Origin of the sequence: Mesorhizobium comanense, assembly GCF_005503535.1 — a bacterium.
Lineage (GTDB): Bacteria > Pseudomonadota > Alphaproteobacteria > Rhizobiales > Rhizobiaceae > Mesorhizobium > Mesorhizobium comanense.
Genome location: NZ_SCNN01000016.1, coordinates 124073 through 150320 on the forward strand (window position 1 = coordinate 124073; position 26248 = coordinate 150320).

General features: G+C 62.1%; 22 protein-coding genes and 1 tRNA gene. 14 read left to right on the top strand and 9 right to left on the bottom strand.

The window, feature by feature from the left end; translation table 11 throughout:
* Positions 1 to 7: 7 nt before the first annotated feature.
* Positions 8 to 913: a UTP--glucose-1-phosphate uridylyltransferase GalU gene (gene galU / locus FFS37_RS24555; protein ID WP_137933556.1), complete on the bottom strand. Its 906-nt coding sequence runs from the start codon at positions 911 to 913 to the stop codon at positions 8 to 10.
* A 209-nt stretch (positions 914 to 1122) separates the two neighbouring features.
* On the opposite strand from galU, the gene FFS37_RS24560 reads away from it, so the two are divergent.
* Both FFS37_RS24560 and FFS37_RS24565 read left to right on the top strand, forming a co-directional pair.
* Positions 1123 to 2346: a lytic murein transglycosylase gene (locus FFS37_RS24560; protein WP_137933557.1), complete on the top strand. Its 1224-nt coding sequence runs from the start codon at positions 1123 to 1125 to the stop codon at positions 2344 to 2346.
* 31 nt (positions 2347 to 2377) lie between these two features.
* Positions 2378 to 3607, top strand: a complete 1230-nt coding sequence (locus FFS37_RS24565) for an SGNH/GDSL hydrolase family protein (protein WP_137933558.1) — start codon at positions 2378 to 2380, stop codon at positions 3605 to 3607.
* Between the two features lie 125 nt (positions 3608 to 3732).
* On the opposite strand, the gene FFS37_RS24570 is transcribed toward FFS37_RS24565, so the two are convergent.
* Positions 3733 to 4614: a LysR substrate-binding domain-containing protein gene (locus tag FFS37_RS24570; RefSeq protein ID WP_137933559.1), complete on the bottom strand. Its 882-nt coding sequence runs from the start codon at positions 4612 to 4614 to the stop codon at positions 3733 to 3735.
* Positions 4615 to 4751: 137 nt separating this feature from the next.
* Here FFS37_RS24570 and FFS37_RS24575 point away from each other — a divergent pair, with 137 nt between their 5' ends.
* From FFS37_RS24575 to FFS37_RS24585, 3 genes are all read left to right on the top strand, one after another.
* Positions 4752 to 5735: a zinc-dependent alcohol dehydrogenase family protein gene (locus FFS37_RS24575; protein ID WP_137933560.1), complete on the top strand. Its 984-nt coding sequence runs from the start codon at positions 4752 to 4754 to the stop codon at positions 5733 to 5735.
* Positions 5736 to 5743: 8 nt separating this feature from the next.
* Positions 5744 to 6562: a 2-keto-4-pentenoate hydratase gene (locus FFS37_RS24580; RefSeq protein WP_232375755.1), complete on the top strand. Its 819-nt coding sequence runs from the start codon at positions 5744 to 5746 to the stop codon at positions 6560 to 6562.
* Between the two features lie 83 nt (positions 6563 to 6645).
* On the top strand, positions 6646 to 8295 hold the full coding sequence (locus FFS37_RS24585) for an ABC transporter substrate-binding protein (RefSeq protein ID WP_137933561.1): 1650 nt from the start codon (positions 6646 to 6648) through the stop codon (positions 8293 to 8295).
* Positions 8296 to 8320: 25 nt separating this feature from the next.
* Here the strand turns inward: FFS37_RS24585 and FFS37_RS24590 are convergent, their stop codons facing one another.
* A complete protein-coding gene (locus tag FFS37_RS24590; protein WP_137933562.1) occupies positions 8321 to 9775 on the bottom strand; it encodes a glutamate synthase subunit beta in 1455 nt (484 codons plus the stop codon).
* Positions 9776 to 9918: 143 nt separating this feature from the next.
* Positions 9919 to 14664, bottom strand: a complete 4746-nt coding sequence (gltB, locus tag FFS37_RS24595) for a glutamate synthase large subunit (protein ID WP_137933563.1) — start codon at positions 14662 to 14664, stop codon at positions 9919 to 9921.
* 497 nt (positions 14665 to 15161) lie between these two features.
* Here gltB and FFS37_RS24600 point away from each other — a divergent pair, with 497 nt between their 5' ends.
* Positions 15162 to 16214 carry a threonine aldolase family protein gene (locus FFS37_RS24600; RefSeq protein WP_137933564.1) on the top strand — a complete coding sequence of 351 codons (1053 nt, stop codon included), beginning with the start codon at positions 15162 to 15164 and terminating at the stop codon, positions 16212 to 16214.
* An 86-nt stretch (positions 16215 to 16300) separates the two neighbouring features.
* On the opposite strand, the gene FFS37_RS24605 is transcribed toward FFS37_RS24600, so the two are convergent.
* Entirely contained in the window at positions 16301 to 16768 is a 468-nt protein-coding gene (locus FFS37_RS24605) for an Hsp20 family protein (protein WP_137933565.1), read from the bottom strand.
* A gap of 476 nt (positions 16769 to 17244) precedes the next feature.
* Between FFS37_RS24605 and FFS37_RS24610 the strand changes: the two genes are divergently transcribed.
* The 4 genes from FFS37_RS24610 to FFS37_RS24620 all read left to right on the top strand — a co-directional run bounded on the left by FFS37_RS24610 (position 17245) and on the right by FFS37_RS24620 (position 19683).
* Positions 17245 to 18204, top strand: a complete 960-nt coding sequence (locus tag FFS37_RS24610; RefSeq protein ID WP_137933566.1) for an alpha/beta fold hydrolase — start codon at positions 17245 to 17247, stop codon at positions 18202 to 18204.
* 150 nt (positions 18205 to 18354) lie between these two features.
* Positions 18355 to 18510, top strand: coding sequence for a hypothetical protein (locus tag FFS37_RS35825; protein WP_171026396.1), 156 nt, complete (start codon positions 18355 to 18357; stop codon positions 18508 to 18510).
* Between the two features lie 3 nt (positions 18511 to 18513).
* On the top strand, positions 18514 to 18756 hold the full coding sequence (locus tag FFS37_RS24615; protein ID WP_137933567.1) for a DUF1127 domain-containing protein: 243 nt from the start codon (positions 18514 to 18516) through the stop codon (positions 18754 to 18756).
* Between the two features lie 96 nt (positions 18757 to 18852).
* On the top strand, positions 18853 to 19683 hold the full coding sequence (locus tag FFS37_RS24620; RefSeq protein ID WP_137933568.1) for a helix-turn-helix transcriptional regulator: 831 nt from the start codon (positions 18853 to 18855) through the stop codon (positions 19681 to 19683).
* Positions 19684 to 19703: 20 nt separating this feature from the next.
* On the opposite strand, the gene hisN is transcribed toward FFS37_RS24620, so the two are convergent.
* Both hisN and FFS37_RS24630 read right to left on the bottom strand, forming a co-directional pair.
* Positions 19704 to 20477 (bottom strand): histidinol-phosphatase, encoded by a 774-nt coding sequence (hisN, locus tag FFS37_RS24625; RefSeq protein ID WP_137933569.1) that lies wholly within the window; start codon positions 20475 to 20477, stop codon positions 19704 to 19706.
* A gap of 328 nt (positions 20478 to 20805) precedes the next feature.
* Positions 20806 to 21747 (bottom strand): N-formylglutamate amidohydrolase, encoded by a 942-nt coding sequence (locus tag FFS37_RS24630; RefSeq protein ID WP_137933570.1) that lies wholly within the window; start codon positions 21745 to 21747, stop codon positions 20806 to 20808.
* Positions 21748 to 21909: 162 nt separating this feature from the next.
* On the opposite strand from FFS37_RS24630, the gene cpdR reads away from it, so the two are divergent.
* From cpdR to FFS37_RS24645, 3 genes are all read left to right on the top strand, one after another.
* Positions 21910 to 22272, top strand: coding sequence for a cell cycle two-component system response regulator CpdR (cpdR, locus tag FFS37_RS24635; protein WP_006199474.1), 363 nt, complete (start codon positions 21910 to 21912; stop codon positions 22270 to 22272).
* A 114-nt stretch (positions 22273 to 22386) separates the two neighbouring features.
* Positions 22387 to 22461: transfer RNA gene (locus FFS37_RS24640), tRNA-Val, on the top strand.
* Between the two features lie 65 nt (positions 22462 to 22526).
* Entirely contained in the window at positions 22527 to 24140 is a 1614-nt protein-coding gene (locus FFS37_RS24645) for a site-specific integrase (RefSeq protein ID WP_137933571.1), read from the top strand.
* Here the strand turns inward: FFS37_RS24645 and FFS37_RS24650 are convergent.
* The gene (locus tag FFS37_RS24650) at positions 24137 to 24373 is read right to left on the bottom strand and encodes a helix-turn-helix domain-containing protein (protein ID WP_137933572.1); all 237 of its coding nucleotides are present in this window, start codon (positions 24371 to 24373) and stop codon (positions 24137 to 24139) included. The two genes, FFS37_RS24645 and FFS37_RS24650, sit on opposite strands and share 4 nt — an antisense overlap.
* A gap of 113 nt (positions 24374 to 24486) precedes the next feature.
* Between FFS37_RS24650 and FFS37_RS24655 the strand changes: the two genes are divergently transcribed.
* Positions 24487 to 25104, top strand: a complete 618-nt coding sequence (locus FFS37_RS24655) for a hypothetical protein (RefSeq protein ID WP_137933573.1) — start codon at positions 24487 to 24489, stop codon at positions 25102 to 25104.
* A 110-nt stretch (positions 25105 to 25214) separates the two neighbouring features.
* Here FFS37_RS24655 and FFS37_RS24660 read toward each other — a convergent pair whose 3' ends face one another.
* The gene (locus FFS37_RS24660) at positions 25215 to 25850 is read right to left on the bottom strand and encodes a recombinase family protein (RefSeq protein ID WP_137933574.1); all 636 of its coding nucleotides are present in this window, start codon (positions 25848 to 25850) and stop codon (positions 25215 to 25217) included.
* Positions 25851 to 26248 lie beyond the last annotated feature (398 nt).

Below are 26248 nucleotides of genomic sequence, written 5' to 3' on the forward strand. Positions count from 1 at the left end.
CGCGAGCCTAAAAGGCCGCGCCACGCCGCTCGGACGGCTTCATCTCGTCAAGCAGCGTGCGGATGACACCGGCCATGCTCTCGTTCATGTCGTTGCGCCACAGCGCGAAAGCGACATTGGCCTCGACGAAGCCTTCCGGCGATCCGCAGTCGAAGGTGCGGCCCTGATAGTGATAGCCGTAGAAGGACTGCTTTTTCTCCAGCTTCAGCATCGCGTCGGTGAGCTGGATTTCGTTGCCGGCGCCCTTCTCCTGGCCCTCGAGGATGCCGAATATCTCGGGCTGCAGGATATAGCGGCCGTTGATGTAGAGATTGGACGGCGCGGTGCCGGTCTTCGGCTTCTCCACCATCTCGGTGATGCGGAAGCCGTGATGCGTATCCTCGCCGCGGCCGACGATGCCGTATTTGTGGGTCTCCGCCGGGTCGCATTCCTGCACCGCTATGATGTTGTTGCCGGTCTCCTCATAGAGTTCGACCATCGCCTTCATGCAGCTCTTTTCCGACTGCATGATCATGTCCGGCAACAGCAGCGCGAACGGCTCGTCGCCCACCAGTTCGCGCGCGCACCACACGGCGTGGCCAAGTCCCATAGGCACCTGCTGGCGGGTGAAGCTGGTCTGGCCCGGCGCCGGCTGCAGCCGCTGCAGGCGGGCGAGCTGGTCGTCCTTGCCGCGTTGGGCAAGCGTGTCGTAGAGCTCGAACTGAACGTCGAAATGATCCTCGATGACCGCCTTGTTGCGGCCGGTCACGAAGATGAAATGCTCGATGCCCGCTTCGCGCGCCTCGTCGACCACATACTGGATGACGGGCCGGTCGACGACGGTCAGCATTTCCTTGGGAATGGCCTTCGTGGCGGGGAGAAACCGCGTCCCGAGACCAGCGACCGGAAAAACTGCCTTGCGAACTCTCTTCATGCGTCAATTATCCTTTTGATGGCGGGCTCCGCAATCCCCGTCTGGCGACATTTTCACGCCGGAATTGAGGACTACTTGGCGACTGGAGAGGAAATGTGAGCGGTAAAGCATCGAGGCGTCTTTTCGTTCCAGGCGCCACCTATGGTAAACTAATTCCTAACCTGCTTCGGTGATGAATGGTCTTTCCAGAGACAGAGAAGGAGGAAAATATGTCCGTTCGCAATGCCGCTAAGCGTTTCACCAGCGTCATCACGGCAGCCAGCCTCTCGCTCGCTCTGCTGATGCCGGCCGGGCCAGCCTTCGCCGACGCCGGTTTCCGGCAATGGGTCGCCAGTTTCCGCGCCACGGCCGTGGCTGGTGGGGTTTCGGGCGCGGTCTATGACCAAGCTTTTAAGGGCATCAACGAGCCAGACCCGGTGGTGCTGGAAAAGGCGCGCACGCAGCCCGAATTCACGGCGCCCGCCTGGGATTATTTCGACAACCGCGTTCATGACCAGTCGGTCGCCAACGGCCAGGCGATGGCCAAGAAATGGAAGCCGTGGCTGGACAAGATCGAAGCCAGGTTCGGCGTCGATCGCTATATCCTGCTCGCCATATGGTCGATGGAATCGAATTATGGCGAGATCCTCAAGCGCAACGACATCATGCGCAACGTCATCCGCTCGCTGGCCACTCTGGGCTATGGCGACCCGAAGCGGTCCAAATACGCCCGTACCCAGCTTGTCGCGGCCTTGAAGATCCTGCAGACCGGCGACATCGATGAGAGCCATCTCATGGGCTCCTGGGCCGGCGCCATGGGCCAGACCCAGTTCATCCCCACCAGCTACCAGCATTACGCCGTGGACATGGACGGCAATGGCAAGCGCGACATCTGGAACTCCATTCCCGATGCGCTCGGGACCGCCGCCAACCTGCTGAAGAAGAACGGCTGGCAGGCCGGCAAGACCTGGGGCTATGAAGTTACCTTGCCGGCCGGCAAGCTCCCGGGCGGCGCCAAGACCTTGGCGCAGTGGGAGACGCTCGGCGTCGCCAGGGCCAACGGCAAGCCGTTCCGGAATCTCAGCGACAAGGCGACGCTGAAAGTGCCGGATGGCCGTGGCGGCCCGGCCTTCCTGATGATCCGGAACTTCACGGTCATCAAGGCTTACAACAACGCCGACAAATATGCGCTGGCCGTTGGCCTGCTCGCCGACGAGATCGCCGGCGGCAGCGGCCTTGTCCAGGATTGGAAGCGGCCGTTCACCAAGCTCTCCTTCGAGGAGAGGCAGGAATTGCAGAAGCGCCTTTCCCAGCATGGGCTTTACGACGGCAAGTTCGACGGCAAGATCGGCGACGGCTCGAAAACGGCCATCATGGCCTATCAGGCAAAGGTCGGCTTGACCCAGGACGGCTATCCGAGCATGGAAGTTCTCAAATGGCTCAGGCAAAAATAGAGCCATCGGGGATCGAGTAGGGAGGGAGTGGTTGGTTTCGGCTACGCGTATCGCGATCCTTGTCCGTCGCACGCCGATCCTCATCCTGGCGATCGTCCTGCTGGCGATCGGCGCTTCCAGTGCCCTGCACGCGCCGGCCATGGCGCAGGAGCAGCCACAACAAAGCCATGGCTGGTCCTTGCGCGACCTTCTTTTTCCGCGCCGCAGCGAACGGGTCGAGCCGCCGCAGGATATCCAGAAGGCGAAGCCAAAGCCGCGCAAACCCCGGGTTCCGCGTGCACCTGTCGAGCCGCAGACACCGGTAGCCGAAAAGGCTCCCGATGCCCGCACGGTCCTGGTGGTCGGCGACTTCATGGCATCCGGGCTCGCCGAAGGCCTTGACGCCGCCTTCGCCGACAATCCGGCCGTCAGGATCGTCGTCCGTTCCAACGGCTCCTCCGGCTTCGTTCGCGATGATTTCTACAATTGGCCCGAACAGATCAAATCGCTGATCGAGACCGAGAAGCCGGCCGCCGTGGTCGTCATGCTGGGGTCGAACGACCGCCAGCAGATGAAGGTCGGCGACGTGCGCGAACAGCCTCGTTCCGAAAACTGGACGAAGGAGTATGAGCGCCGCACGGATTCACTGGGCAAGGCCATCGCCAATGCGAAAGTGCCTTTCCTGTGGGTAGGCATGCCGGCTTTCCGGGTGCCGAAGATGACCTCCGACATGCTGGCCTTCAACGACATCTATCGCAAGGCCGCCGAAAGCCATGGCGGTGAGTTCGTCGATGTCTGGGACGGATTCGTCGACGAGAACGGCGCCTTCATCACCAGCGGCCCGGACATGAATGGCCAGCCGGTGCGCCTGCGCGCCGATGACGGCATCAACGTTTCCAAGGCCGGCAAGCGCAAACTCGCCTTCTACACCGAAAAGCCGCTGGCCAAGATCCTTGGCCTCGCCGCGCCCGGCAGCGTGGCGCCGGCCGCGGTACCCGCCGGTGCGCCGGTCGAAGCGCCGGCACCCGCGGCGGCCCCCATCGTCATCGACCGCACCGCCCCAATGCTGCTCAGCGATCCGGCACTCGACGGCGGCGCGGAACTGCTTGGCGCGGTGCCGCCGGCAAAAGCCGATCCGGCTCTTCCGGGCGAAAAACTGATGATCGAAGGCAAGGCGCCCGAGGCTTCCCCCGGCCGCGCCGACGATTTCTCCTGGCCGCCCAAGGCAAATCCGGCGGCCACCGCCACCGCCGTGGGCACGGTGACGGTCGCCACGCCTTAGAGCAATTCCAGGAAAAGTGTCTGCGGTTTTCCGTCCGGAATTGCCTGAGAACAAGGAGATAGGGTGTTTCGCTGTTTCCGTGAAACGGTGAACGCCCTAGCGAGCGTGCCGCCCGAAACAATCCTCTAAGCCGACATCGCCTGTGCACCGCCGCGCGACAACGTTTCGGTCAGGAATGACAGCAGTGGTTGCACGATCCGTGCCTCGACCGTTTCTTCCCCGATAACAACAATCTCGGTCATCGGCAGCACAGGCCAAAGTTCCGACGGAGGGATGATGCGCAGCCCCTCCTGGACAAAGGAGCGGCCCAGCACCGTGACGCCGAAACCGCCCGCCACGGCCGCGCGCACACCGTTCAGGCTGTTGACCGTGCATGTCACGTCCCAGTCTCGCCTGATCGAATCGAGGGCCCGGATCGCGACGCCGCGATAGGTGCAGGGTGTCGGCAGAAGCACCAGCGGAACAGGCTCGAACGATTGTTGCGGATGGCTGGCCGAAGCGATCCACACCAGCGGTTCGCGCCAGATGACCCGGCCGCGCTGGGCACGGCCATCCTTCTTGGCGATGACAACGTCGAGCCGGTCGTCCTCATAGGCGGAGAGCAGATGGCAGCTCAGGCCGGTCATCAGTTCGAGCCGCACGGCCGGACAGAGGGCCGCGAATTTCGCCAGCAGCGCCGGCAGATGATGCGGAACAAAGTCCTCCGAGATGCCGATGCGCAGGCGCTTGACGTCGGCCGGCTCGACCAGCGTGCGCACCGCGATGTCGTTGAACTCCAGCATGCGGCGCGCCGCGGACAACAATCGTTCGCCTTCCCCGGTAAGAACCAGCGAACGGCTCGTGCGGTTGAACAACGGGCACCCCAGCAGTTCCTCCAGGCGAATGATCTTCTGGCTGACGGCGGATTGCGACCTGCCGACCACATCGGCGGCAGCGGTAAAGCTGCCTGTCTCCGCCACCGTGGTGAAGGCGCGCAGGAGATCGATTTCCAAGTCGGGGTAGCGCATCGGGCTTCCTCTGATGCCGAAGGCCCCGAGTCTTAGCTAGAAACGTTCCCGATCGATACCATAAGATTTATGCGTTTCCGTTGAGCCAGCTGAAGCGGCAGAGTCCGCCCGTGGTCTACACGGGTCGGGAATATTGAATGCGTGCAATGGTGCTGAAGGCTGTCGGCGGCCCTGAGAATTTCGAACTGGCCGAGATCGCTATGCCACGCCCGGATCCCGGAGAGGTGCTTGTGCGTGTGCACGCCAGTGCCCTCAACCCGGTTGACGCACGCATCCGCAACGGCTTGCCGATCGGCCCGCGCTTGCCGGCCGTTCTCGGCGCCGACCTGTCCGGAACGGTCGAGGCCGTCGCGGATGATGTTTTGGACTTCTCTCCCGGCGACGAGGTGTATGGCTGCGCCGGCGGCGTGCGGGGCCTGGGCGGCAGCTTCGCCGACTATATCGCGGCCGATGCCCGCCTTCTCGCCCGCAAGCCTGGCCGTCTTTCGATGCGTGAAGCCGCCGCCATGCCGCTGGTATCGATCACCGCCTGGAACTGCATGGCGAGAGCGGATGTCGGCGCCGGCGACCATGTCCTGGTGCATGCCGGCTGCGGCGGCGTCGGACACGTCGCCGTGCAACTGGCAAAGGCGCGGGGCGCGCGCGTCACCGCCACGGTCTCCTCATCCGAAAAGGCTGCGATCGCGCAAGACCTTGGCGCCGACCACACGGTTCTGTACGGCCAGGAGAGCGTCGCCGATTATGTCCAGCGCCTGACCGCCGGCCGTGGTTTCGATGTCGTGATCGACACGGTGGGCGGGGCAAACCTCGACCGCTCCTTCCAGGCGGCGGCGATTGGCGGCCGCATCGCCGCGACCGCCGCGCGCAGCACGCACGATCTGTCGCCCCTGCATGCCAAGGCGCTGTCGCTGCATGTCGTCTTCATGCTCATACCCCTGCTTGAAAATGTCGGCCGGGAGGATCACGGGCGCATTATGCGCGACATCGCCGTCATGGCCGATAGCGGGAAGATACGCCCCTTGATCGATCCCGCGCGGTTCGGGCTGGATCAACTGCCCAACGCCTTTCGCCATCTTGAAAGCGGAAGGCCACTCGGGAAAGTCGTCGTGGATGTGATGTGAGGATGACGATGGCCGGGATATCGAGCGGACTGACGGAATTGGGCGGGCTGACGGAATTGGACATCCGCAATGCGGCGGAGGCGATCCTGAAGGCCGAGCGCGATGGCAAGGCGATGCCGCCGCTTAGCGCCCAGCACTCCGGGCTCAGCCTTGATGATGCCTATCGCGTTCAGGACCTGCTGACGCGGACGCGCCAAGAGCAAGGCCTCGCTCTTGCCGGCTACAAGATCGGCCTGACATGGCTGACCACACAGCTCGCCTGCGACCTCGACGCGCCGATCCACGGACGGATCCTGCGGCACGCGGTTCACCGGAGCGGCGCAAGCCTTTCAGCCAGGCGTCTGGTGAAACCGCATGTCGAGGTCGAGCTTGCCTTCATCATGGGCCGTGACATCGACCAGCCGGTCGAAAATCCCGACGAACTCCTTGCCGCGACGGACTGCATCATACCTGCGCTGGAACTCGTCGACCACAGGATGGCACCGCCGCGCATCGTGGCCGATACGGTCGCCGACAACTCGGCTTTCGCCGGCGTCATCCTGGCTGAACAGCGTTTTCGGCCTGATGACATCGACAGCCGATGGGTCGGCGCCACACTGTCTCGCAACGGTATCGTGGAAGAAACCGGCTTGTCGGTCATCGGAATGGGCCATCCGGCCATTTGCGTGGCCTGGCTCGCCAATGCGCTGCTCAAGCGGGGCGAACATCTGGCGCAGGGCGACATTGTCATGTCGGGCGCCTTCGCGAGAGCCTTGCCGGTGGCAAGCGGAGACGCCTTCATCGCCGATTTCAACCAGTACGGCCGGCTCGATGTCTCGTTCACGTGAGTGATCCGCGGCTGTCGATGCCGGTCTGGCGCGATGCGACTTTTTAGGATCCGGCGGCCTGGCCGGTCATGGGAGAAAGACAGATGAACAACCGCAGCAATCCCGAGAAACCGGTCCCGGCACCCGTCGCACAAATGGCGACCATGGTTCGGGAAAGCCGGATGGACCGGCGCGAATTCCTCGCCATCGCCAGCATCATGGGCATGAGCGCTGCAGGCGCCTATGGCCTTATCGGCCTGGCCGCGCCCGTGCCGGCGCAAGCGGAAGAACCGAAGAAGGGCGGCGTCATCAAGATCGCCATGCCGGTCAAGGAGCTCAAGGACCCCCGCACCTTCGACTGGGGCGAGATGGGCAATCTGGGACGCCAGTTCCTCGAATGCTTTGTCGAATACACGCCCGATTTCACCTTCGAGCCACGGCTGCTCGAAAGCTGGGACGTCAATGCCGATGCCACCGAATACGTCCTGCATCTGCGCAAGGGCGTGAAGTGGAGCAATGGCGACGACTTCACAACCGACGACGCGCTGTTCAACCTCAACCGCTGGTGCGACAAGAAGGCGCCGGGCAATTCGATGGCCGGTCGCCTGGCCGCCCTTGTCGATCCGGCAACAGGCAAGGCGCGCGAGGGCGCCATCACCAAGGTCGACGATCACACGATCAAGCTGAAGCTTTCCAAGTCGGACATTGCGCTGATCGCCAACTTCGCGGACTTTCCGGCATTCCTGGTGCACCGCAGCTATGAGGCAACCGGCTCCGACCTGGTGAAGCATCCTATCGGCACCGGTCCCTTCGAACTGGTCTCGCATGAGACATCGGTGAAGGCCGTATATAAAAGGCGCGGAGAGCACCCGTGGTGGGGCGGCGAAACCTATCTCGACGGCGTCGAGTTCATCGACTATGGCACCGATCCCAATGCCATCTCAAGCGCCTTCGAATCCGGCGAAATCCATGGCAATTTCGAAACGACCGGCAACCAGGTCGACCTTCTGGACAGCATGGGCCTGCAACGCAGCGAGACCCCGACGGCGGCGACGGCCTGTGCGCGCTTCAACGTCAAGAACAAGCCCTATGACGACCAACGCGTGCGCAGGGCCCTGCAACTGGCCGTCGACAATGCCGCGGTTCTGACCTTGGCCTACAGCGATCGCGGCACCCCGGCGGAAAACCATCACGTCGCGCCGATCCATCCGGAATATTTCGCCTTGCCGAAAGTGGCGCGCGACATCGAGAAGGCAAAAGCATTGCTGGCCGAGGCCGGCCAGCAGGACTATGAACACGACCTGATCAGTGACGACGACGAGTGGCACAAGGACACGGCCGACGCCATCGCCGGCCAGTTGCGCGAGGCCGGCATCAAGATCAAACGCACCGTCCTGCCGACAAGCACCTTCTGGAACGACTGGACGAAATATCCCTTCTCGCTCACCGGCTGGACCATGCGGCCGCTCGGGGTCCAGATCCTGGCTTTGGCCTATCGTTCGGGCGAGGCCTGGAACGAGACCGGTTTCTCGAACCCCGAATTCGATGCCAAGCTGAACGACGCCTTGTCCATCGCCGATGTCGAAAAGCGCCGCGACGTCATGCAGGCGATCGAAAAAATCCTGCAGGATTCCGCGGTGATCATCCAGCCTTACTGGCGCAAGATCTACACGCACTCGGCCAAGGCGGTGAAGAACCGCCGAGCCCATCCGCTCGACCAGGTATTCCTGGAGAAGGTCTGGCTCGACGTCTGAGGCCCTGGCGAGTGAACCTGCCGCGTCAGCGCGGCAGGACGCTCGACCCCATCAGCGCCTCGTCGATGGAGCGGGCCGCCTGGCGGCCTTCCCGGATCGCCCAGACCACCAGCGACTGGCCGCGGCGCACGTCGCCCGCGGCATAGAGCCGGTCGACACTGGTCTTGTAGTCGCGGTCATTGGCCGCGACATTCTTCGAGCGGCGGCTGTCGGTGACGATCTCCATCTCGCCTTCCAGTTCCTTGGCCACGCCCGCCGCCGCCGGTCCGGCAAAGCCGATGGCGATGAAGGCGAGATCGGCGCGGATGACGAATTCGGTTCCGGCTATGGGCTTGCGCTTCTCGTCGACCTCGCAGCACTTGACGCCGGTCAGCTGGCCGTCCTCGCCGATGAATTCGAGCGTCGCCACTTGGAACTCGCGCTCCGCACCCTCGGCCTGCGAGGATGAGGTGCGCATCTTGGTCGCCCAGTAGGGCCAGACCGCGAGCTTGTCTTCCTTTTCGGGAGGCTGCGGACGGATGTCGAGCTGGGTCACGCGCACCGCGCCCTGGCGGAAAGCCGTGCCGACACAGTCGGACGCGGTGTCGCCGCCACCGACGACGACGACATGCTGGCCGCCGGCGATGATGGGATGCGAGGGCCAGGCCACCGACTGGATCGGCTCGCCGCCGACGCGGCGGTTCTGCTGCACCAGATAGGGCATGGCGTCATAAACGCCGCCGAGATCGTCGCCGGGGATGTTGGCGGCGCGCGGCGTCTCGGAGCCGCCGCAATAGAGCACCGCGTCATGTTCGGCCAGCAGCTCCGCCACCGGCTTGTCGACACCGACATTGACGCCGCAATGGAAGCTCACGCCCTCGCCCTGCATCTGCTCGATGCGCCGGTCGATATAGTGCTTCTCGATCTTGAAGTCTGGAATGCCGTAGCGCATCAGCCCGCCCGGGCGGCTCTCGCGCTCGTAGACATGGACGTCGTGGCCGGCGCGGCCGAGTTGCTGGGCCGCCGCCATGCCGGCCGGGCCGGAGCCGATGACGGCGACGCGCTTGCCGGTCTTCTTCTCGGGCGGATAGGGCCTGATATGGCCGGTCTCGTAGGCCTTGTCGGCGATCGCCTGTTCCACCGTCTTGATGGCGACTGGAATGTCCTCGAGGTTCAGCGTGCAGGCTTCCTCGCAGGGCGCGGGGCAGATGCGGCCGGTGAATTCCGGGAAATTGTTGGTCGAGTGCAGGTTGCGGATCGCGTTGTCCCAGTCCCTGTTATAGACGAGGTCGTTCCAGTCGGGGATCTGGTTGTGGATCGGGCAGCCCGTCGGCCCATGACAGAACGGGATGCCGCAATCCATGCAGCGCGCGGCCTGTTTCTCGACCTCCTTGTCCGACATCGGCAGCGTGAATTCACGGAAATGCCGGATGCGGTCGGAAGCTGGCTGGTACTTGTGCACCTGCCGGTCGATTTCAAGAAAGCCTGTTACCTTGCCCATAGTCCAGTTCCTGCTGTCCAGATGGTGCGGTTTTCGCCGCACCCGTTAACCTCTTGAGGCCGCCGTGGCAACCTTGCGTGCGAGGTCAGACTGTCGATGAAGGTGGACCGGGAAGCCTGGCTCCCCGGCAATTCTCTGAAAGCCTATTCGGCCGCGACGCCCATGCGCATGCGTTCCATCTCGATCAGCGCCCGGCGATACTCCACCGGCATGATCTTGCGGAATTTCGGCCGGAACGTCGCCCAGTCGTCGAGGATCTCGCGGCCGCGAACAGAACCCGTGAAGTGGACGTGGTTCGAGATCAGCTGGTAGAGCCGCTCCTCGTCGTGACTGGTCATGTCGCCCGACACGTCGACGCGGCCCTTGTGGTCGAGATCGCCGCCATGATGCAGCAGCTTCTCCATCAGGTCGTCCTCTTCCGGAACCGGCTCCAACTCGACCATGGCCATGTTGCAGCGCTCGGCGAAATCACCGGCTTCATCCAGCACATAGGCGACACCGCCCGACATGCCGGCGGCGAAGTTGCGGCCGGTCTTGCCGATGACGACGACGACACCGCCGGTCATGTATTCGCAGCCATGGTCGCCGACGCCTTCGACGACAGCCGCCACGCCCGAATTGCGCACCGCGAAACGCTCGCCGGCGACGCCGGCGAAATAGGCTTCGCCCTCGGTCGCGCCGTAGAGCACCGTGTTGCCGACGATGATGGAGTCCGCCGCGACGATCTTGGCTTCCTGCGGCGGCCGGATGACGATGCGCCCGCCCGACAGGCCCTTGCCGACATAGTCGTTGCCGGCGCCGACGAGATCGAACGAGATGCCGCGCGCCAGGAAGGCCCCGAACGACTGGCCGGCGGTGCCCGTGAGCTTCACCTGGATCGTGTCCTCGCGCAGCCCCTTGTGCTTGAAACGCTTGGCCACCTCGCCCGACAGCATGGCGCCCGCCGAGCGATCGACATTGCGGATCGGAACTTCGATGCTGACCGGCTGCCGGCTTTCCAGCGCGGGTTTGGCCAGTTCGATCAGCTTGCGGTCGAGCACATCGTCGATCGGATGCTTCTGGCGCTCTGTCCAGTGCGCCGCTTCATGCGGCACGTCGGGCTTGTAGAACATCTTCGAGAAGTCGAGCCCGCGCGCCTTCCAGTGCTGGATCACGTCGCGCTTTTCCAGGAGATCGCTGTCGCCGATGATCTGGTCGATGTGAGTGAAGCCCATCTCGGCCAGCAGCGCCCTCACCTCTTCCGCCACATAGAAGAAGAAGTTGATGACATGCTCCGGCGTGCCCTTGAAGCGCTTGCGCAGCACCGGGTCCTGTGTGGCGACGCCCACGGGGCAAGTGTTGAGATGGCACTTGCGCATCATGATGCAGCCGGCCGCGATCAGCGGCGCGGTCGAGAAGCCGAATTCGTCGGCGCCCAGCAGCGCACCGATGATGACGTCGCGCCCGGTGCGCAGGCCGCCATCGACCTGCAGCGCCACGCGTGAGCGCAGGCCGTTGAGCACCAGCGTCTGGTGCGTCTCGGCAAGGCCCATTTCCCACGGGCTGCCCGCATGCTTGAGCGAGGTCAGCGGCGAGGCACCCGTGCCGCCATCATAACCGGAGATGGTGATGTGGTCGGCGCGCGCCTTGGCGACGCCCGCCGCGACAGTACCGACGCCGACTTCCGACACCAGCTTCACCGACACGTCGGCCGCCGGGTTGACGTTCTTCAGGTCGTAGATCAGCTGCGCCAGATCCTCGATCGAATAGATGTCGTGATGCGGCGGCGGCGAGATCAGGCCGACGCCCGGCGTCGAATGCCGGACCTTGGCGATGGTCGCATCGACCTTGTGGCCGGGCAACTGGCCGCCCTCGCCGGGCTTTGCGCCCTGCGCGACCTTGATCTGCATCACGTCGGAGTTGACGAGATATTCCGCCGTCACGCCGAAGCGGCCGGAGGCGACCTGCTTGATCGCAGAGCGCTCCGGGTTCTTGCCTCCGCCCGGCAGCGGCAGGTAACGGTCGGCCTCTTCGCCGCCCTCGCCCGTGTTCGACTTGCCGCCGATCTGGTTCATGGCTCGCGCCAGCGTGGTGTGCGCCTCACGCGAGATCGAACCGAACGACATCGCGCCGGTCGAGAAGCGCTTGACGATCTCGGCCGCCGGCATGACGTCGTCGAGCGCGACCTTCTTGCGTCCGGTCTCGTCCGCCAACCTTACCTTGAACAGGCCGCGGATGGTCTGCGCGCGCGCCGTCTCGCTGTCGATCTGAGCCGAATACTCCTTGAACGTGTCCCAGGACCCCTGCCGAACGGCGTGCTGCAGGCTGGCGACGGCGTCAGGCGACCACATATGCGCCTCGCCACGCATGCGGAACATGTATTCGCCGCCGACTTCCAGGCTGTTGCGCAGCACCGGGTCATTGCCGAATCCGTCCGTGTGGCGGCTGAGCGTCTCCGCCGAGATCTCGTCCAGGCCGACGCCTTCGATCAGTGTCGCGGTGCCGGTGAAATACTGCTGCACGAAGTCCGACTTCAGGCCGATGGCGTCGAATATCTGGGCGCCGCAATAGGACTGGTAGGTCGAGATGCCCATCTTGGACATCACCTTGAGGATGCCCTTGCCGATCGACTTGATGTAGCGCGACACGACCTCGTAGGCATCGACCTCCTCCGGCAGCTCGCCACGCTTGTGCATGTCGAGCAGCGTGTCGAAGGCGAGGTACGGATTGATCGCCTCGGCGCCGTAGCCGGCAAGGCAGCAGAAATGATGGACCTCGCGCGGCTCGCCCGATTCCACCACAAGGCCGACCGCGGTGCGCAGCCCCTTGCGGATCAGGTGATGATGCACGGCAGCTGTCGCCAGCAGCGCCGGAATGGCGATGCGGTCCGGCCCGACCTGGCGATCGGACAGGATGATGATGTTGTAGCCGCCGGCGACCGCCGCTTCGGCGCGTTCACACAGCCTGTCGATGGCGCCCTGCATGCCGGCCGCGCCCTCGCTCGACCCGTAGGTGATGTCGATCGTCTTGGTATCGAAACGGTCCTCGGTGTGGCCGATGGAACGGATCTTTTCCAGATCGCCATTGGTCAGGATCGGCTGGCGCACCTCGAGCCGCTTGCGGCGCGAATTGCCGACCAGGTCGAAAATGTTCGGCCGCGGCCCGATGAAGGACACCAGGCTCATCACCAGCTCCTCGCGGATCGGGTCGATCGGCGGGTTGGTGACCTGCGCGAAGTTCTGCTTGAAATAGGTATAGAGCAGCTTCGACTTGTCCGACATCGCCGAGATCGGCGTGTCGGTGCCCATCGAACCCACGGCTTCCTGGCCGGTGGTCGCCATCGGCGACATCAAGAGCTTGGTGTCCTCCTGCGTGTAGCCGAAGGCCTGCTGGCGATCGAGCAGGCTGACATCCTTGCGCAGCGCGCGCGGCTCGACCGGCTTCAGGTCCTCGAGGATGAGCTGCGTGTTGGCGAGCCAGGTTTTGTAGGGATGCCTGGTCGCGATCTCCGACTTGATCTCCTCGTCGGGCACGATACGGCCCTTGGCGAGATCGATCAGCAGCATGCGGCCAGGCTGCAGCCGCCACTTCTGCACGATCTTCTCCTCCGGCACCGGCAGCACGCCGGCTTCCGAAGCCATGATGACGCGGTCGTCATCGGTGACGATGTAGCGCGCCGGGCGCAGGCCGTTGCGGTCGAGCGTGGCGCCGATCTGGCGGCCATCGGTGAAGGCGACCGCCGCCGGGCCGTCCCACGGCTCCATCAACGCCGCGTGGTACTCGTAAAAGGCCTTGCGGTCGGCATCCATGAGCTTGTTGCCGGCCCAGGCTTCCGGGATCAGCATCATCATGGCGTGGCTGAGCGAGTAGCCGCCCTGGAACAGGAACTCGAGCGCGTTGTCGAAGCATGCGGTGTCGGACTGGCCGTCATAGGAGATCGGCCAGAGCTTGGAGATGTTGTTGCCGAACAGTTCGGAATCGACCGAGGCCTGGCGCGCCGCCATCCAGTTGTTGTTGCCGCGTACCGTGTTGATCTCGCCATTGTGCGCGACCATGCGGTAGGGATGCGCCAGCTTCCAGGACGGGAAGGTGTTGGTCGAGAAGCGCTGGTGAACCAGGATCAGCGCGGTCTCGAAGCGCGGGTCATTGAGATCCTTGTAGTAGGCGCCGACCTGGTAGGCCAGGAACATGCCCTTGTAGACGATCGTGCGCGCCGACAGCGACACGCAATAGGCGCCGATATCCTTGTTGTCGTTCTCGGCATAGATGCGGCCGGAAATGACCTTGCGCAACAGATAGAGCCGGGCCTCGTATTCCTCATCGTCGGGAATATCAGCCGTGCGGCCGATGAAAACCTGGCGGTGGAACGGCTCGGACGCCACGATGTCGGGTGCCTTCGACAGCGACGAATTGTCGACCGGCACGTCGCGGAAACCGATGAGCGGCAGGCCTTCGGACTGCGCCGACTCGGCGATGATGTCCTCGATATGGGCACGCAGCGCCGCGTCCTGCGGCATGAACCAGTGGCCGACGCCGTACTGGCCGGCCGGCGGCAGTTCGATGCCTTGGGCCGCCATTTCCTCGCGGAAGAACTGGTCGGGGAGTTGCACCAGCACGCCGGCACCGTCGCCGACCAGCGGATCGGCACCGACGGCGCCGCGATGCGTCAGGTTTTCAAGCACGGCAAGGCCGTCCTTGACGATGTCATGCGACTTCACGCCCTTCATGTTGACGATGAAGCCGACGCCGCAGGCGTCATGTTCATTGCGCGGATCGTAGAGGCCCTGAGAGGCAAAACCGGTTCGGCCAATGTCGGTTCGGCCAAGGTCGGTTCCGGACGTATTTTTGACGGTTGCCGCTTTCGTCTGCGCGGCCTGGCCGTGGATCGCAGCGTGCGTCAATTCCGTCATTGTCCTGTCCTCTCCGTTCCGCGCCCCGTCGGGCGCTGGCCATTTTTCTGTCGCTGGTTTGCCTCGGCAAGCGCTTGGCTCACCCTTCATCCTTGCGGCACGTCTTTCGAAATCCTTGCCGAGCCATGCATCGCTTCGCATGGTTCGCGTCTGGTATCGTACAGGCCAGCTCCTGGCCGTCCACCTGTCGCTCGCGGCAACAGCCGGAGAGGCCAATATGTTACGCCAATCCAGCCTGTTTTGTGCGACAAAATAAGACAGCACTACTGTCCTAAATTTTTATGGCAGAATTCCCCGACGCACACAAGACCGATTCACAAAAAACTTGGGCTTTTGGCGACATAAAATTTCGTGAAGTTGAGAGGAAACGTAAGCTTAAGTCGCCGTCCATCACGCGGCCAAACTGACTGGCTTTACCGGTTTTCCCGCGTCTGGCCCTTGCGGTTGGCGCCTGAAACCGGTCAACTCCACCCGATTTCCCCAACACAGGCAGATACATGTTCTTCGCTTCCGACAATTGGGCAGGCGCCCATCCCAATATCGTTGCCGGCCTGTCGGCCGCGGCCGGTGGCTTTGCCACTGCCTATGGCGACAGCACGCTCGACCAAGCGGTCTATGTCAGGTTCAGCGAGATTTTCGAACGCGAGGTCGCGGTGTTTTTCGTGGCGACCGGCACCGCCGCCAATTCGCTGTCGCTGACCACGTTCAACAAGCCTGGCGGCATTTCCTTCGCCCATCGCGAATCGCATGTCATCGAGGACGAATGCGGCGCGCCGGAATATTTCTCGGGCGGTTCGCGGCTGCACGCCGTCGATGGCGCTCTGGGCAAGATCGACCCGCACAATCTTGAACGCATCATCGGCCGCTTCGCGCCGGAAATCGTCCATTGGGGCCGGCCGATGGCCGTCTCCATCACCCAGTCGACAGAGGTCGGCACCGTCTACGGCCTGGAGGAGATCGAGACGATCTCGGCCATCGCCAGGAAGCATTCAGTGCCGTTGCACATGGATGGCGCCCGCTTTGCCAATGCACTGGCCGCGCTCGACACGACGCCGGCCGAAATGACCTGGAAGCGCGGTGTCGACATCCTGTCCTTCGGCGGCACCAAGAATGGCTGCTGGTGCGCCGAGGCGATCGTGCTGTTCGACCTCGACCGCGCCAGGGAATTGGCCTTCCTGCGCAAACGCGCCGCGCAGCTGTTTTCCAAATCCCGTTTCGTCGCCGCGCAGTTCGAGGCCTATTTCAAGGACGGACTGTGGCTCGACACGGCACGCCACGCCAACGCCATGGCCGCCCGGCTCGCCGCGGCCATCGAGGATTCCCAATCGGCAAAGCTCGCTTGGCTTCCGCAGGCCAACGAGGTCTTCGCGATCATGAAGAAGGCCGAGGCCGACAGGCTGCAGGCGGCGGGCGCCGCCTTCTATGACTGGCACAAGCCGCATGGTTTCGACGGCCATGTCGGCGAGGACGAGGTGCTCTACCGCTTCGTCACCAGCTTTGCCACGACTTCAGAGGAAGTCGACCGTTTCGGCCAGTTGATCGCCGGGTGACGGCTTTCTCCGGACAATAAAAAAGCGGCGCCTTTCGGCGCCGCTTCCGTCTCGGGAGGAGACTTTATCCGTAATGTGCCGGCCTGTCAGGCAGCGGTCTTGGCTTCGATCTGCTTTGCCGTGGCCGGAGCCGAGGTGATCGCGATCTTGCGCGGCTTCAATTCCTCGGGAATGTTGCGCTTGAGGTCGACGAAGAGCAGGCCGTTTTTCAGGTTGGCGCCGACGACGTCGACATGGTCGGCAAGCTGGAAGCGGCGCTCGAAGGCCCTGGAGGCGATGCCGCGATAGAGCAGCTCGGAACCTTCACCAGTGCCCTCGTCCTTGCGCTCGCCCTTCACGGTCAGCACGTTGCGGTGGGCTTCGATCGAAATCTCGTCGTCCGAGAAGCCGGCGACCGCCATCGAGATCCGGTAGGAATCCTCGCCGGTGCGCTCGATATTGTAGGGCGGATAGGTCTGCGCGCCGTCAGGCTGCGCAAGCGAGTCCAGCATGGTGAAGAGCCGGTCGAAGCCGACGGTTGAGCGGTAGAGCGGGGAAAAATCAACGTGACGCATGAGGTGTTCTCCTGTTGAGCAACATGGTTTGCGTATGGCCGGTGCGAAACCCGTGAGCGGCGTTTCGGGAGGACCAGCGGTCCCGACATCGGCGACCGCAACCCACATCTGGGGAGCGCCAGAATGCATTTCAAGCTTCGCCCGATGGCAAAAGATGGAAAGCCCCCCTTGATGAACGGCAGATGAACCGGCGCTTCGGCGCACGTTCAGACAGGCCGCGCTAGTGTGAACCCACGATCAAGGATTGGCGGCGCAGGATTTGAAGCGCCGCGACGAGGCCGAACCGGGTGTCAACGTCCCTTCCTCCCGGATCGACAGAGGCCGGAAGCACGCCCGTGAGCGGCTTCCGGCCTTCCCCTTTGCGATCCAGGCATAACCCGGATTTGCTTTGCTTTTGATGCATTGGCGTCTATCACCTTGGCTGGGGGCCGGCCGTTGGCGGCAGGCAGGTGAAGACGCCGAGTACAAAGCGCCGAATGACAGACATTTTCCACGACACGGCGGACAATCCTCGGCCGGAGAACGCCACTGGCGGCTTCTTCACCACGCGGGACGGCAAGACGATCCGCTATGGCCTGTTCGCGGCGGTTGCCCGGCCGATGAAAGGCACCGTGGTGCTGCTCGGCGGCCGCAACGAGTGCATCGAGAAATATTTCGAGACCATCCGCGACCTTGCCGCCCGGGGCTTTGGCGTCGCCACGCTCGACTGGCGCGGCCAGGGCGATTCCTCGCGGCTGATCCGCGACCGGCAGCGCGGCTATGTCAGGTCGTTTCGCGATTACACCGCCGATCTGGAGCAGTTTTTCGAGGACATCGTGCTGCCCGACTGCCGCGGCCCCTATTACATCCTGGCCCACTCCGCCGGCGCGGTCATCGCGTTGCTGGCCTCGCCGTCGATGGTCAACCGCGTGCGGCGCATGGTGCTGATCGCGCCGTTCCTGACGCTGCCCGATCTGCCGGTTTCGATCAGGACGGTCCGTCGCATCTGCTCGTTTTTCTGCGCTTTCGGGCTCGGCTGGCTCTATGCCGCCTGGGGACCGCGGCCCCGGCACACGCTGCCTTTCGAGGCCAACAAGGTGACGACGGACCCAAAGCGCTATCGCCGCAACACGCGCATCTACGAAGAATATCCGCAAATGGCGCTTGGCGGCCCCACGGTCCGCTGGCTGCAAGCGGCGGCGAAGGCGTCGGAAGCCATCTCCGACCCCGACTTCATGGCCGGTATTCAGGTGCCCTTGCTCATCATCGCCGCCGGCAACGACCAGGTCGTCTCGACCAAGGCTGTCGAGGCATACGCCAGACGTCTGAGGCTCGGCTCGATGCTGATGATCGACGGCGCCAAGCACGAGATCCTGCAGGAAGTCGACCTTTACCGCGAACAGTTCCTCGCCGCCTTCGACGCTTTCATCCCCGGCTCCGACGACCCGACGGCCTGACCGCAGGCGGATGCAGCTGACACACCGCTGTCAGCAGGAGCCCCGAGGGCCGCCACGAGAGCACGCAAGCCCCTAAAGATTCTGACAGTCAGCGCCTGTCCTGGAATGCTCATCTCGATGCGTCGAACCGAACGCCATGGAGAAGAGATCATGACCGAGAGAACCTGCGCCGCCTGTGATTGCCAGCTCGATGCCGACCCGATCCGCGTCAAGGTCGGCGGCAAGACAGTCGAGGTCTGTTGCGAAGAATGCGCCCAGGCGCTGAACGAGGCCGGTGCTTCGGCGACCGGCACCGACAAGGACTGAGCCATGCGCCCCGATCAAGCAACGGCGCAACAACGGCGCGGCAACGTGCTGCCCCGTGCGGCGATCAGCCCAACGATCATCTGGCGGTCTTTGCACGCCCGATGCGCAGCAGCGGCCAGATGGCTCGGCCGGCAGATGGAAAAGCGCCGCAGCCGCGTCGCTCTGCTCGAGATGAGCGACGAACAGCTCAAGGACATCGGCCTGTCGCGCAGCGACGCCCATTCGGAGTTCAGGCGCCGCGCCTGAGGCTGAAACGCGCCTTTCGAACGCTCCTGACAGGATTGGACGGCCCCGTGCGTAAAGTACCGAAAATGAAGTCGGTGAGCGGGAGGCGGAACGGCCATGTCGCAATTTACGGTTCTGCCGCTGCTGGACACGCCCGTCGTCAGGATACGCGACGTCGTCTGCAGCGGCGAATGCCGGCACAGGAGCAATGAGGAATGCACCGCGGCCACGCATCTGGTTTTCCCTTATCGCGGCGTCTTCGTGCGGCATGTCGGCCGCAACGACGCCGTGGCCGAAGCCAACCAGCTGCTGTTCTTTAATGAGGCCGAGCCCTACCAGGTAAGCCATCCCGTCGAGGGTGGTGATGCCTGTCTGGATATCGTTGTCGAGGAGGCACAGTTGCGCGAACTGGCGCCAAAGGAGCAGTTGCGCGCCGGCGGTGTCCTGGCGTTTCGACGCCAGCGCCGGCGCATCGACCCGCGCGCGCAGGCGCTTGTCGCGCTGTTGCGCCATAGCCTGCGCCGCAAGGTCGCCGAAACGCTGGAAGCCGAAACACTTGCCCTGACGCTCGTGCGGCGCTCCCTGGGCGAGCGCACCTCGCATGGGGCGGGCGCCAGCGCTGGACTGCAGAAGCTGGTCGACCGCGCCAAGCTGGTTCTGTCGTCGGACCTGTCGCGACGCTGGACGCTGGCCGGGATAGCGGCCGAGGTCGGCGTTTCGGCGGTCTACCTGACCCAGGTTTTCCAACAGGTCGAGGCGATGCCGCTCTATCGCTATCACCTGCGTTTGCGGCTGGCCCGCGCGCTGGACCTGCTCGGCAGTTACGACAATCTGACCACGCTCGGCATGGACCTCGGCTTTTCCAGCCATAGCCATTTCAGCGCCGCCTTCCGGCAGGTTTACGGACGAACGCCGGCCGAATTCCAGCGTTCGATCAAATCGCGCTGAACCCGCCGGAGCCGGGCGCTTCAGCCGTGCAGCGCAGCCATGGCGGCCGCGTGAAGCTCGGGCGTCGCCGCGGCCAGCACATCACCGCCCTTTTCCGCCGGGCCGCCGTCGAAGGTGGTGACGACACCGCCCGCTTTCTCGATGATGGGGATCAGCGCCACGATATCGTAGGGCTTCAATCCGGGATCGGCGACGATGTCGACGCTGCCCGAGGCGATCATGGCGAAGGCATAGCAGTCAGCCCCATAGCGGGCGAGTTGAACCGTCTTCTCGAACGCATCGTAGCGTGTGCGCGCCTCGCCCTTGAACAGCGCCGGCGTGGTGGTGAACAGCGTCGCTTCGTCGAGTCTTGTCGTCTTGCGGGTCGTCAGTTTTCGCGGCCCTCCCGGCCCTTCATAGTGCGAACCTGACGCGTTGGCGTAGAAAAGCTCTCCCGTGAAGGGCTGCGCCATCATGCCCGCGACCGCATCGCCGTCGACCGTCAACCCGACCAGCGTACCCCATACCGGTAGGCCGGAGATGAAGGCGCGCGTGCCGTCGATCGGATCGATCACCCACACATGCTTGCTCGAAGTATTCTCGCTGCCGTGCTCCTCGCCAAGGATGCCATGGTCGGGATACTCGGCCGAAATCAACGCTCGGATGGCGCGTTCCGTCTCGCGGTCGGCTTCGGTGACCGGGTCGAAACTGCCCTTCTCCTTATTGGCGACAGCGCCCTGCGCCCGAAAGCGCGGCAGGGTTTCCGCCGCGGCCGCCCGTGCGATGCGGCGCATGAAATCGATGCTGATGTCCAATTGATTCTCCCGCCTCGCCGCATGCCCGATCGGGCTTTCCGCGACTTTCCTGCCAAAACAACGCTGTTTATCGATTTATCCGTCGCGCTAACAGTTGCCCAAATGTCACATAGGCATCATCGAAATGCAATTTCCACATCACTCTGAATTAAAAAACCATGAAGGCCGCTTGACATTTGTGCACCGCACAATACGGTTGTTCTCGGACAGGTTTTCCTGTCCATGCCCTCCTTGGGCGTTTCCTCCCTAGACTTCGACCGTATCGTGCGAACGATGCGGTCTTTTTTTAACCCGCCAATCCGGTTGTCCGTACCCGGGGGCTCGGATGTCACTCCGCGGCCAGCGGCAGGTCGACGAAATGATGGTCGGGCATTGACATCAGGTCGGCGCAGAACCGTGTCAGGTCGTCGGCCAGCGCATCGAAGCCGGCCGCCTTCTCGAATGTCCGCTCGTTCATGTAGAGCCCGCGATTGACCTCGATCTGCAGCGCATGCAGATGACGCGCCGGGCGACCGTAATGCTCGGTGATGAAACCGCCCGCATAGGGCTTGTTGTGAGCGACGGTGTAGCCCATCGCGGAAAGCAGGCCTATCGCGGTTTCTGTCAGGGCGGCGGTAGCCGAGATGCCGAAACGGTCGCCGATGATGAAGTCCGGCCGCAGGCCGCTGTCGCCGACGCGAATGCTTGCCGGCATCGAATGGCAGTCGATCAGTACGGCAAAGCCGAAGCGGGCATGGGTCCTCGTCAGAAGCCGTTTCAACGTTTCGTGATAGGGTTTGTAGACGGCCTCGATGCGGGCAACCGCCTCGGCCAGCGGCAAGCGGCCCGGATAGATGTCCAGCCCCTCGCCGACCAGCTTCGGTACGGTGCCCAGTCCGCCCGCCACCCGCGCCGAGCGGATGTTGCAGAAGGACGGCACCGGCTCGGCGAACATGCGCGGATCGAGTTCCCAGGGCTCACGGTTGACGTCGAGATAGGCGCGCGGGAAATTCGCCGCCAGCATCGGAGCGCCGAGCGCCACGGCGCCCCCGAACAATTCGTCGACATAGCAGTCTTCCGACCGGCGGATGGCATTGCGATCGAGCCTCGCCATGGCGAGGAAGCGTTCCGGATAGTGGCGGCCGCTATGCGGTGAGTCGAAGAGAAAGGGGACACGCTGCTCGGCGCCCGACCGGATTTCGAAGGGTGGAAAAACCGAAAAATCCTCGGCTGCCGTCTTCAATTTGAACGAACCCGGAAACACCAGTGCATCATGGCGTGAACCTGCCACCTTGCTGGCCGCATGTCCAGCATTTCAGCGGTCGCGCCGCCAGGCAAATGTGGCCCGGGCGCGTCCGCGTTCACTTGATGTTTACTCTCACCTCCTCATATACAGGATGGTTAACGGGCTTGCCTGGCGGCAGTCTGGGGCGGGTGATTCGGACGGGATATCATGGCACGCATTCTTCTGGCGGAAGACGACGACGATATGCGTCGGTTCCTCGTCAAGGCGCTTGAGCGCGCCGGTTACCAGGTCAGCGATTTCGACAATGGCGCCAGCGCCTATGAGCGCTTGCGCGAGGAGCCGTTCTCGCTGCTTCTGACCGACATCGTCATGCCGGAGATGGACGGTATCGAACTGGCGCGCCGCGCCACCGAGATCGATCCGGACCTCAAGGTCATGTTCATCACCGGTTTCGCCGCCGTCGCGCTGAACCCGGATTCCAAGGCGCCCAAGGACGCCAAGGTGCTGTCCAAGCCCTTCCACCTGCGCGATCTCGTCAACGAGGTCGAGAAGATGCTGCAGGCGGCCTGAGCCGCCTTCGGCAGGCCGCAGGCACCATTTCACAGGCTCCGCCGGAGGACAGGTTTTTCCTTTTTCCGGCTATTGACGCGCCGGACCAAAAATGGTGTATGCGCGGCATCGGATGGGCGTGTAGCTCAGCGGGAGAGCACTGCATTGACATTGCAGGGGTCACAAGTTCAATCCTTGTCACGCCCACCATCCTCTTGAAAATCAATGGCTTACGCTGAGCATTCGCTGGTGAGGCATCCAGGGGATGCACCAGAATGCGCAATCCGACCTATCTCGAAATCTCCCGTCACCGGGTTTTCTATTTCCGCTGGCCGCTGATCAGACCCGGCGCTGCCGGTAGCGGGATGCAGACAAGTCTCAAAATTTCGCTTGGTACCAGGGCAGGCTCGGAAGCCTTGTCTCTGGCTCGGCACCTAAGCTATGTCGGCCAAGCCCTCATGAAACAGTGGTCAGCATCCGGCATGCGCTACGACGAGATACGTGCAGCTCTTAAGAAGCACTTCCAAGATGCGTTAGCCCGCCGCAAAAGCGAGATGGCTGCGGAAGGGCGACTCTCAGTCATGCACGTAGGCGCCCTGCAGAATGGGGTTGGGTTCGCGGAAGAAGCCATCGCAACGGGCTCCGACATCTTGCCGCACATTAGCGATGACTCGCTAGCCATCGGCTTTGCCGAAAAGTACGGCTTGCCTCTAGCTCCGGGCTCGCGTGCATTTGAGACGTTCAAAGTGGAAATGCGAAAGGCATACAGGGATTACTGCGCAAAGGTTATGGCTCACGATCAGTCCTTTGAGAGCTTCGAGTTCGACGAAACCGTGATTCCGTTAAGCTCAACATTTGCAAAACCCGCGTCCGGGCCTGTGAACACCCTTACCGATGTCGCAGCCAAGTTCGTTGCCGAGCAGAAAAAGGCTGAGAGCTGGGTCACGCGGACCGAGCAGCAGAAGCTACAACACCTCGAACTCTTGAAAGAGATTCTTGGAACGGAGATCGATATCGCCGACGTCACATCTTCAGACGTCCAACGGGTAAAAGAGACGCTTCTAAACTATCCTCGCAATAGAAATAAAATCGAAGCCACAAGAAAACGGTCTATCGAGGAGCTATCGAAGCTTCGCGGGTACACAACGCTGAGTGTCCGCACCATAAACACTTATCTACAAACCTACTTCGGTCTGTTCGCTTGGGCCAGGAAAAACAGATTTGTCGCTGAAAATCTGTTTGATGGGTTAGGTTTAAAAAAGAGCAAGAAGCAAGCGGAAGCGGCTCAGAGAGATGCGTTTTCGCAGGACCAAATTGAGCTAATGACTGCCGAGTTGCTGGAAAATAAGAGGGGCCTGATCAATAAGGAATATCAGAAATGGGGGCCTTTGATCGGGCTGTACACAGGCGCCAGGCTTAACGAAATCTGCCAGCTTGAACTTGCAGACATCAAGCAAGACGCCGCCATCTGGTATTTCGATTTCAATGACGAGGGCGACCAAAAGCGTCTAAAGACCACTGCCTCCCGCAGGATGGTACCCGTTCATGACCAGCTCATCGCAATGGGATTTTTGGAGTACGTGGATGCGCTGAGACCGCGCGGTCAGAAGCGGCTCTTTCCTGATTTTTCTTTCAGCGCAAAGGAAGGCTATGGAAGGCCACTCTCGCGATGGTTCAATGAACGCTTTCTGGTTGCGCTGGACATCAAGACCGATGATCTGGTGTTCCACAGCTTCAGGCATACCATGGTGACGAGGCTTTTGCAGGCTGGCGAGCAGGAAAACTTGGTCAAGGCCATCGTCGGCCACACAAGGCAGGGTGTCACCCAGCAGCACTATTTCAAGGGCTATACGCTTGCACAGATGCAAGAAGCACTGCGAAAATTCTAGCTGCCCATCACCTGTTTGACGAGCGCCAGGACGTCTAGGTCAATAATCTCAGCGAGTTCCAAAAGCTCCACGAGGTCAACCCTGCGTTGGCCGCTCTCGATGTTGGCTATGAAAGGCTGATGTCGTCCTAAAGCCTTGGCGACCTGAGCCTGAGACAAGCCCTTCGAGCGACGCTGCTCTGCCAGTGCCGCCGCTATCATCAGATGACGTTTTGAGTGCAGCGATTTCGGCATAGCCCGTTGACGACACGTTCAACAGGCGGGTAATCCGAAATTCAGATTATCCAAAAATTGGATATACGGATCAGATACGGGCTGCGATTTCGGGAAACAGACAGGGGTTAATAATGGAAATTTTGCTAGTTCTGATCGTGCTTGGAGCAGGAGTCTTCTATTTCCTAAAAGGCAACGTTCGAAGAGGTGCCGAGACCGTAAGGGCATCGATATTCTTGACCGGCTTGGAGTCTGGCAGCACGGTCGCTGAGGCCAACCTTGTGGCCAGCATGGACGCGGAACATATGCCGACCTCTATGATCCACAACGCCATGGACCAGGTGCGGCTATTCTACGGTGGCAAGCAGTTGCCCATGATCGCGGAAGCGTATCGAAAGGGTATGCAGCCTAAGCTCACGATATGGAATCAAGTCCTCATAGACATGCTTCATTCCTCCACCCCGAAGCAGAAGACTGACAACAGCGACACTCATGGACATCGCGGCGGCGTCTCCCAAGAGATTGAGCAAGCCAACAAAGCGCGAAACCATAGGATGGGCTTCGATGAATATCTCGGTGCAGTTGTAGCTGAGGCCAAGCGCCTGGACGGCAAGGCTAGCACTGACTTGCATTGGATCGAACTGACCGACGATGAAGGCACTAAGCGTGCTTACACAGACGGGATCGACCCCAAGTGGCTCGCTGCCGAAATCGTGAAGCTGGGGCCGCCGCCTCCGTGGCGAGTGAGCTAGCTTCTCCAGGGAGGCTCACAGGACTCGTTTGTTCGACCGTCGCGGGATTGGGCGCAGAATTGCCTCGACCACTCTCAGCGGCCTTCCCTGCCCGATTGCGGCCCATCCTGTCAAAGCCCCCAGGCCAGCAAGTTGGCTTCGGCCTGATCGGGTGCCTTCCCCTTGATGCGGAGCACCGTTTGCCGCGTCAAACCCGCTTCCTTGGCAATGGTCGAAACGCCCTCACCATTAGCCAGCATATCCATCACAAGCTGATACTGACGCCGGTCATAGGTCGGCTTGCGACCAAGATACTTCGTATCCTTCGTCTGTGCGTGGGCTATGCCAGCCTTCTGGGCTTCCTTCGTCGCCTCTGCTTGGGCTTGAGCGGTTGCTGCCATGAACGCAATCAAAGCATCACGTACCGCTTGCTGGATCGGGTCCGTAGTGGCCCCATCGAACGTCATGTTATTGATGACTGTTCTGATGGTAACCCCTCTGCGCATGAACTCCCTGATCACATCACAGACATCTTGATAGTTTCGCCCAAGCCGATCTACCCATCGCACCACGAGCGTATCGCCCATGCGGAGCATGTCATACAGGCGCCTGCCCTCTGAGCGATCCGCGAGCTTTGTGCTCAAGCCGGATGCTCCTTGGTCAGAAACAACTGTGTCGATCTGGAAGCCGGCCTTCCTAGCCTGGGCCTCTTGATGCTCAATGGTCTGATCGGTCGTCGAGACTCGGGCATAAAGGATAACGGACATAACTATCTCCATGTACGATAGGGTTATGTCCGTAGATAATCGTGTACGTTGACTCACGTCAATCCTAACGTACACCTTATTGTGAGCCGAAGCATATGTACGGTAGGGTATAGCCTAACGGACTAGGCCGATTGCTTTGAGCAGGTGACCTCGGGTTCTGCCGCAATGACATACCTCCTGAAGCCCATGGCCTTGTTTTTCCATGGTTCTAATCCATGCCCATGGCTCTATCTGGCATGCGCAGCTATGTGAGTTAGCAGATCACCATGTTCTAAATGGTAGCGTAGCCACAAAGCGCAGTGGACAGGCAGCATGGATTATTATTATGCAACAGCCTAGAATCTACCATGTTCGAACGAAGTGAGCATGGATCATACAATAATGTAAATATCATATAT

Excerpts from the sequence above, each read along its gene's own strand:
- galU (WP_137933556.1), bottom strand. The coding sequence starts at position 913 with ATGAAGAGAGTTCGCAAGGCAGTTTTTCCGGTCGCTGGTCTCGGGACG.
- FFS37_RS24560 (WP_137933557.1), top strand. The coding sequence starts at position 1,123 with ATGTCCGTTCGCAATGCCGCTAAGCGTTTCACCAGCGTCATCACGGCA.
- FFS37_RS24570 (WP_137933559.1), bottom strand. The coding sequence starts at position 4,614 with ATGCGCTACCCCGACTTGGAAATCGATCTCCTGCGCGCCTTCACCACG.
- FFS37_RS24575 (WP_137933560.1), top strand. The coding sequence starts at position 4,752 with ATGCGTGCAATGGTGCTGAAGGCTGTCGGCGGCCCTGAGAATTTCGAA.
- FFS37_RS24580 (WP_232375755.1), top strand. The coding sequence starts at position 5,744 with ATGGCCGGGATATCGAGCGGACTGACGGAATTGGGCGGGCTGACGGAA.
- FFS37_RS24585 (WP_137933561.1), top strand. The coding sequence starts at position 6,646 with ATGAACAACCGCAGCAATCCCGAGAAACCGGTCCCGGCACCCGTCGCA.
- FFS37_RS24590 (WP_137933562.1), bottom strand. The coding sequence starts at position 9,775 with ATGGGCAAGGTAACAGGCTTTCTTGAAATCGACCGGCAGGTGCACAAG.
- gltB (WP_137933563.1), bottom strand. The coding sequence starts at position 14,664 with ATGACGGAATTGACGCACGCTGCGATCCACGGCCAGGCCGCGCAGACG.
- FFS37_RS24600 (WP_137933564.1), top strand. The coding sequence starts at position 15,162 with ATGTTCTTCGCTTCCGACAATTGGGCAGGCGCCCATCCCAATATCGTT.
- FFS37_RS24605 (WP_137933565.1), bottom strand. The coding sequence starts at position 16,768 with ATGCGTCACGTTGATTTTTCCCCGCTCTACCGCTCAACCGTCGGCTTC.
- FFS37_RS24610 (WP_137933566.1), top strand. The coding sequence starts at position 17,245 with ATGACAGACATTTTCCACGACACGGCGGACAATCCTCGGCCGGAGAAC.
- FFS37_RS35825 (WP_171026396.1), top strand. The coding sequence starts at position 18,355 with ATGACCGAGAGAACCTGCGCCGCCTGTGATTGCCAGCTCGATGCCGAC.
- FFS37_RS24615 (WP_137933567.1), top strand. The coding sequence starts at position 18,514 with ATGCGCCCCGATCAAGCAACGGCGCAACAACGGCGCGGCAACGTGCTG.
- FFS37_RS24620 (WP_137933568.1), top strand. The coding sequence starts at position 18,853 with ATGTCGCAATTTACGGTTCTGCCGCTGCTGGACACGCCCGTCGTCAGG.
- cpdR (WP_006199474.1), top strand. The coding sequence starts at position 21,910 with ATGGCACGCATTCTTCTGGCGGAAGACGACGACGATATGCGTCGGTTC.
- FFS37_RS24645 (WP_137933571.1), top strand. The coding sequence starts at position 22,527 with ATGCGCAATCCGACCTATCTCGAAATCTCCCGTCACCGGGTTTTCTAT.
- FFS37_RS24650 (WP_137933572.1), bottom strand. The coding sequence starts at position 24,373 with ATGCCGAAATCGCTGCACTCAAAACGTCATCTGATGATAGCGGCGGCA.
- FFS37_RS24655 (WP_137933573.1), top strand. The coding sequence starts at position 24,487 with ATGGAAATTTTGCTAGTTCTGATCGTGCTTGGAGCAGGAGTCTTCTAT.
- FFS37_RS24660 (WP_137933574.1), bottom strand. The coding sequence starts at position 25,850 with ATGTCCGTTATCCTTTATGCCCGAGTCTCGACGACCGATCAGACCATT.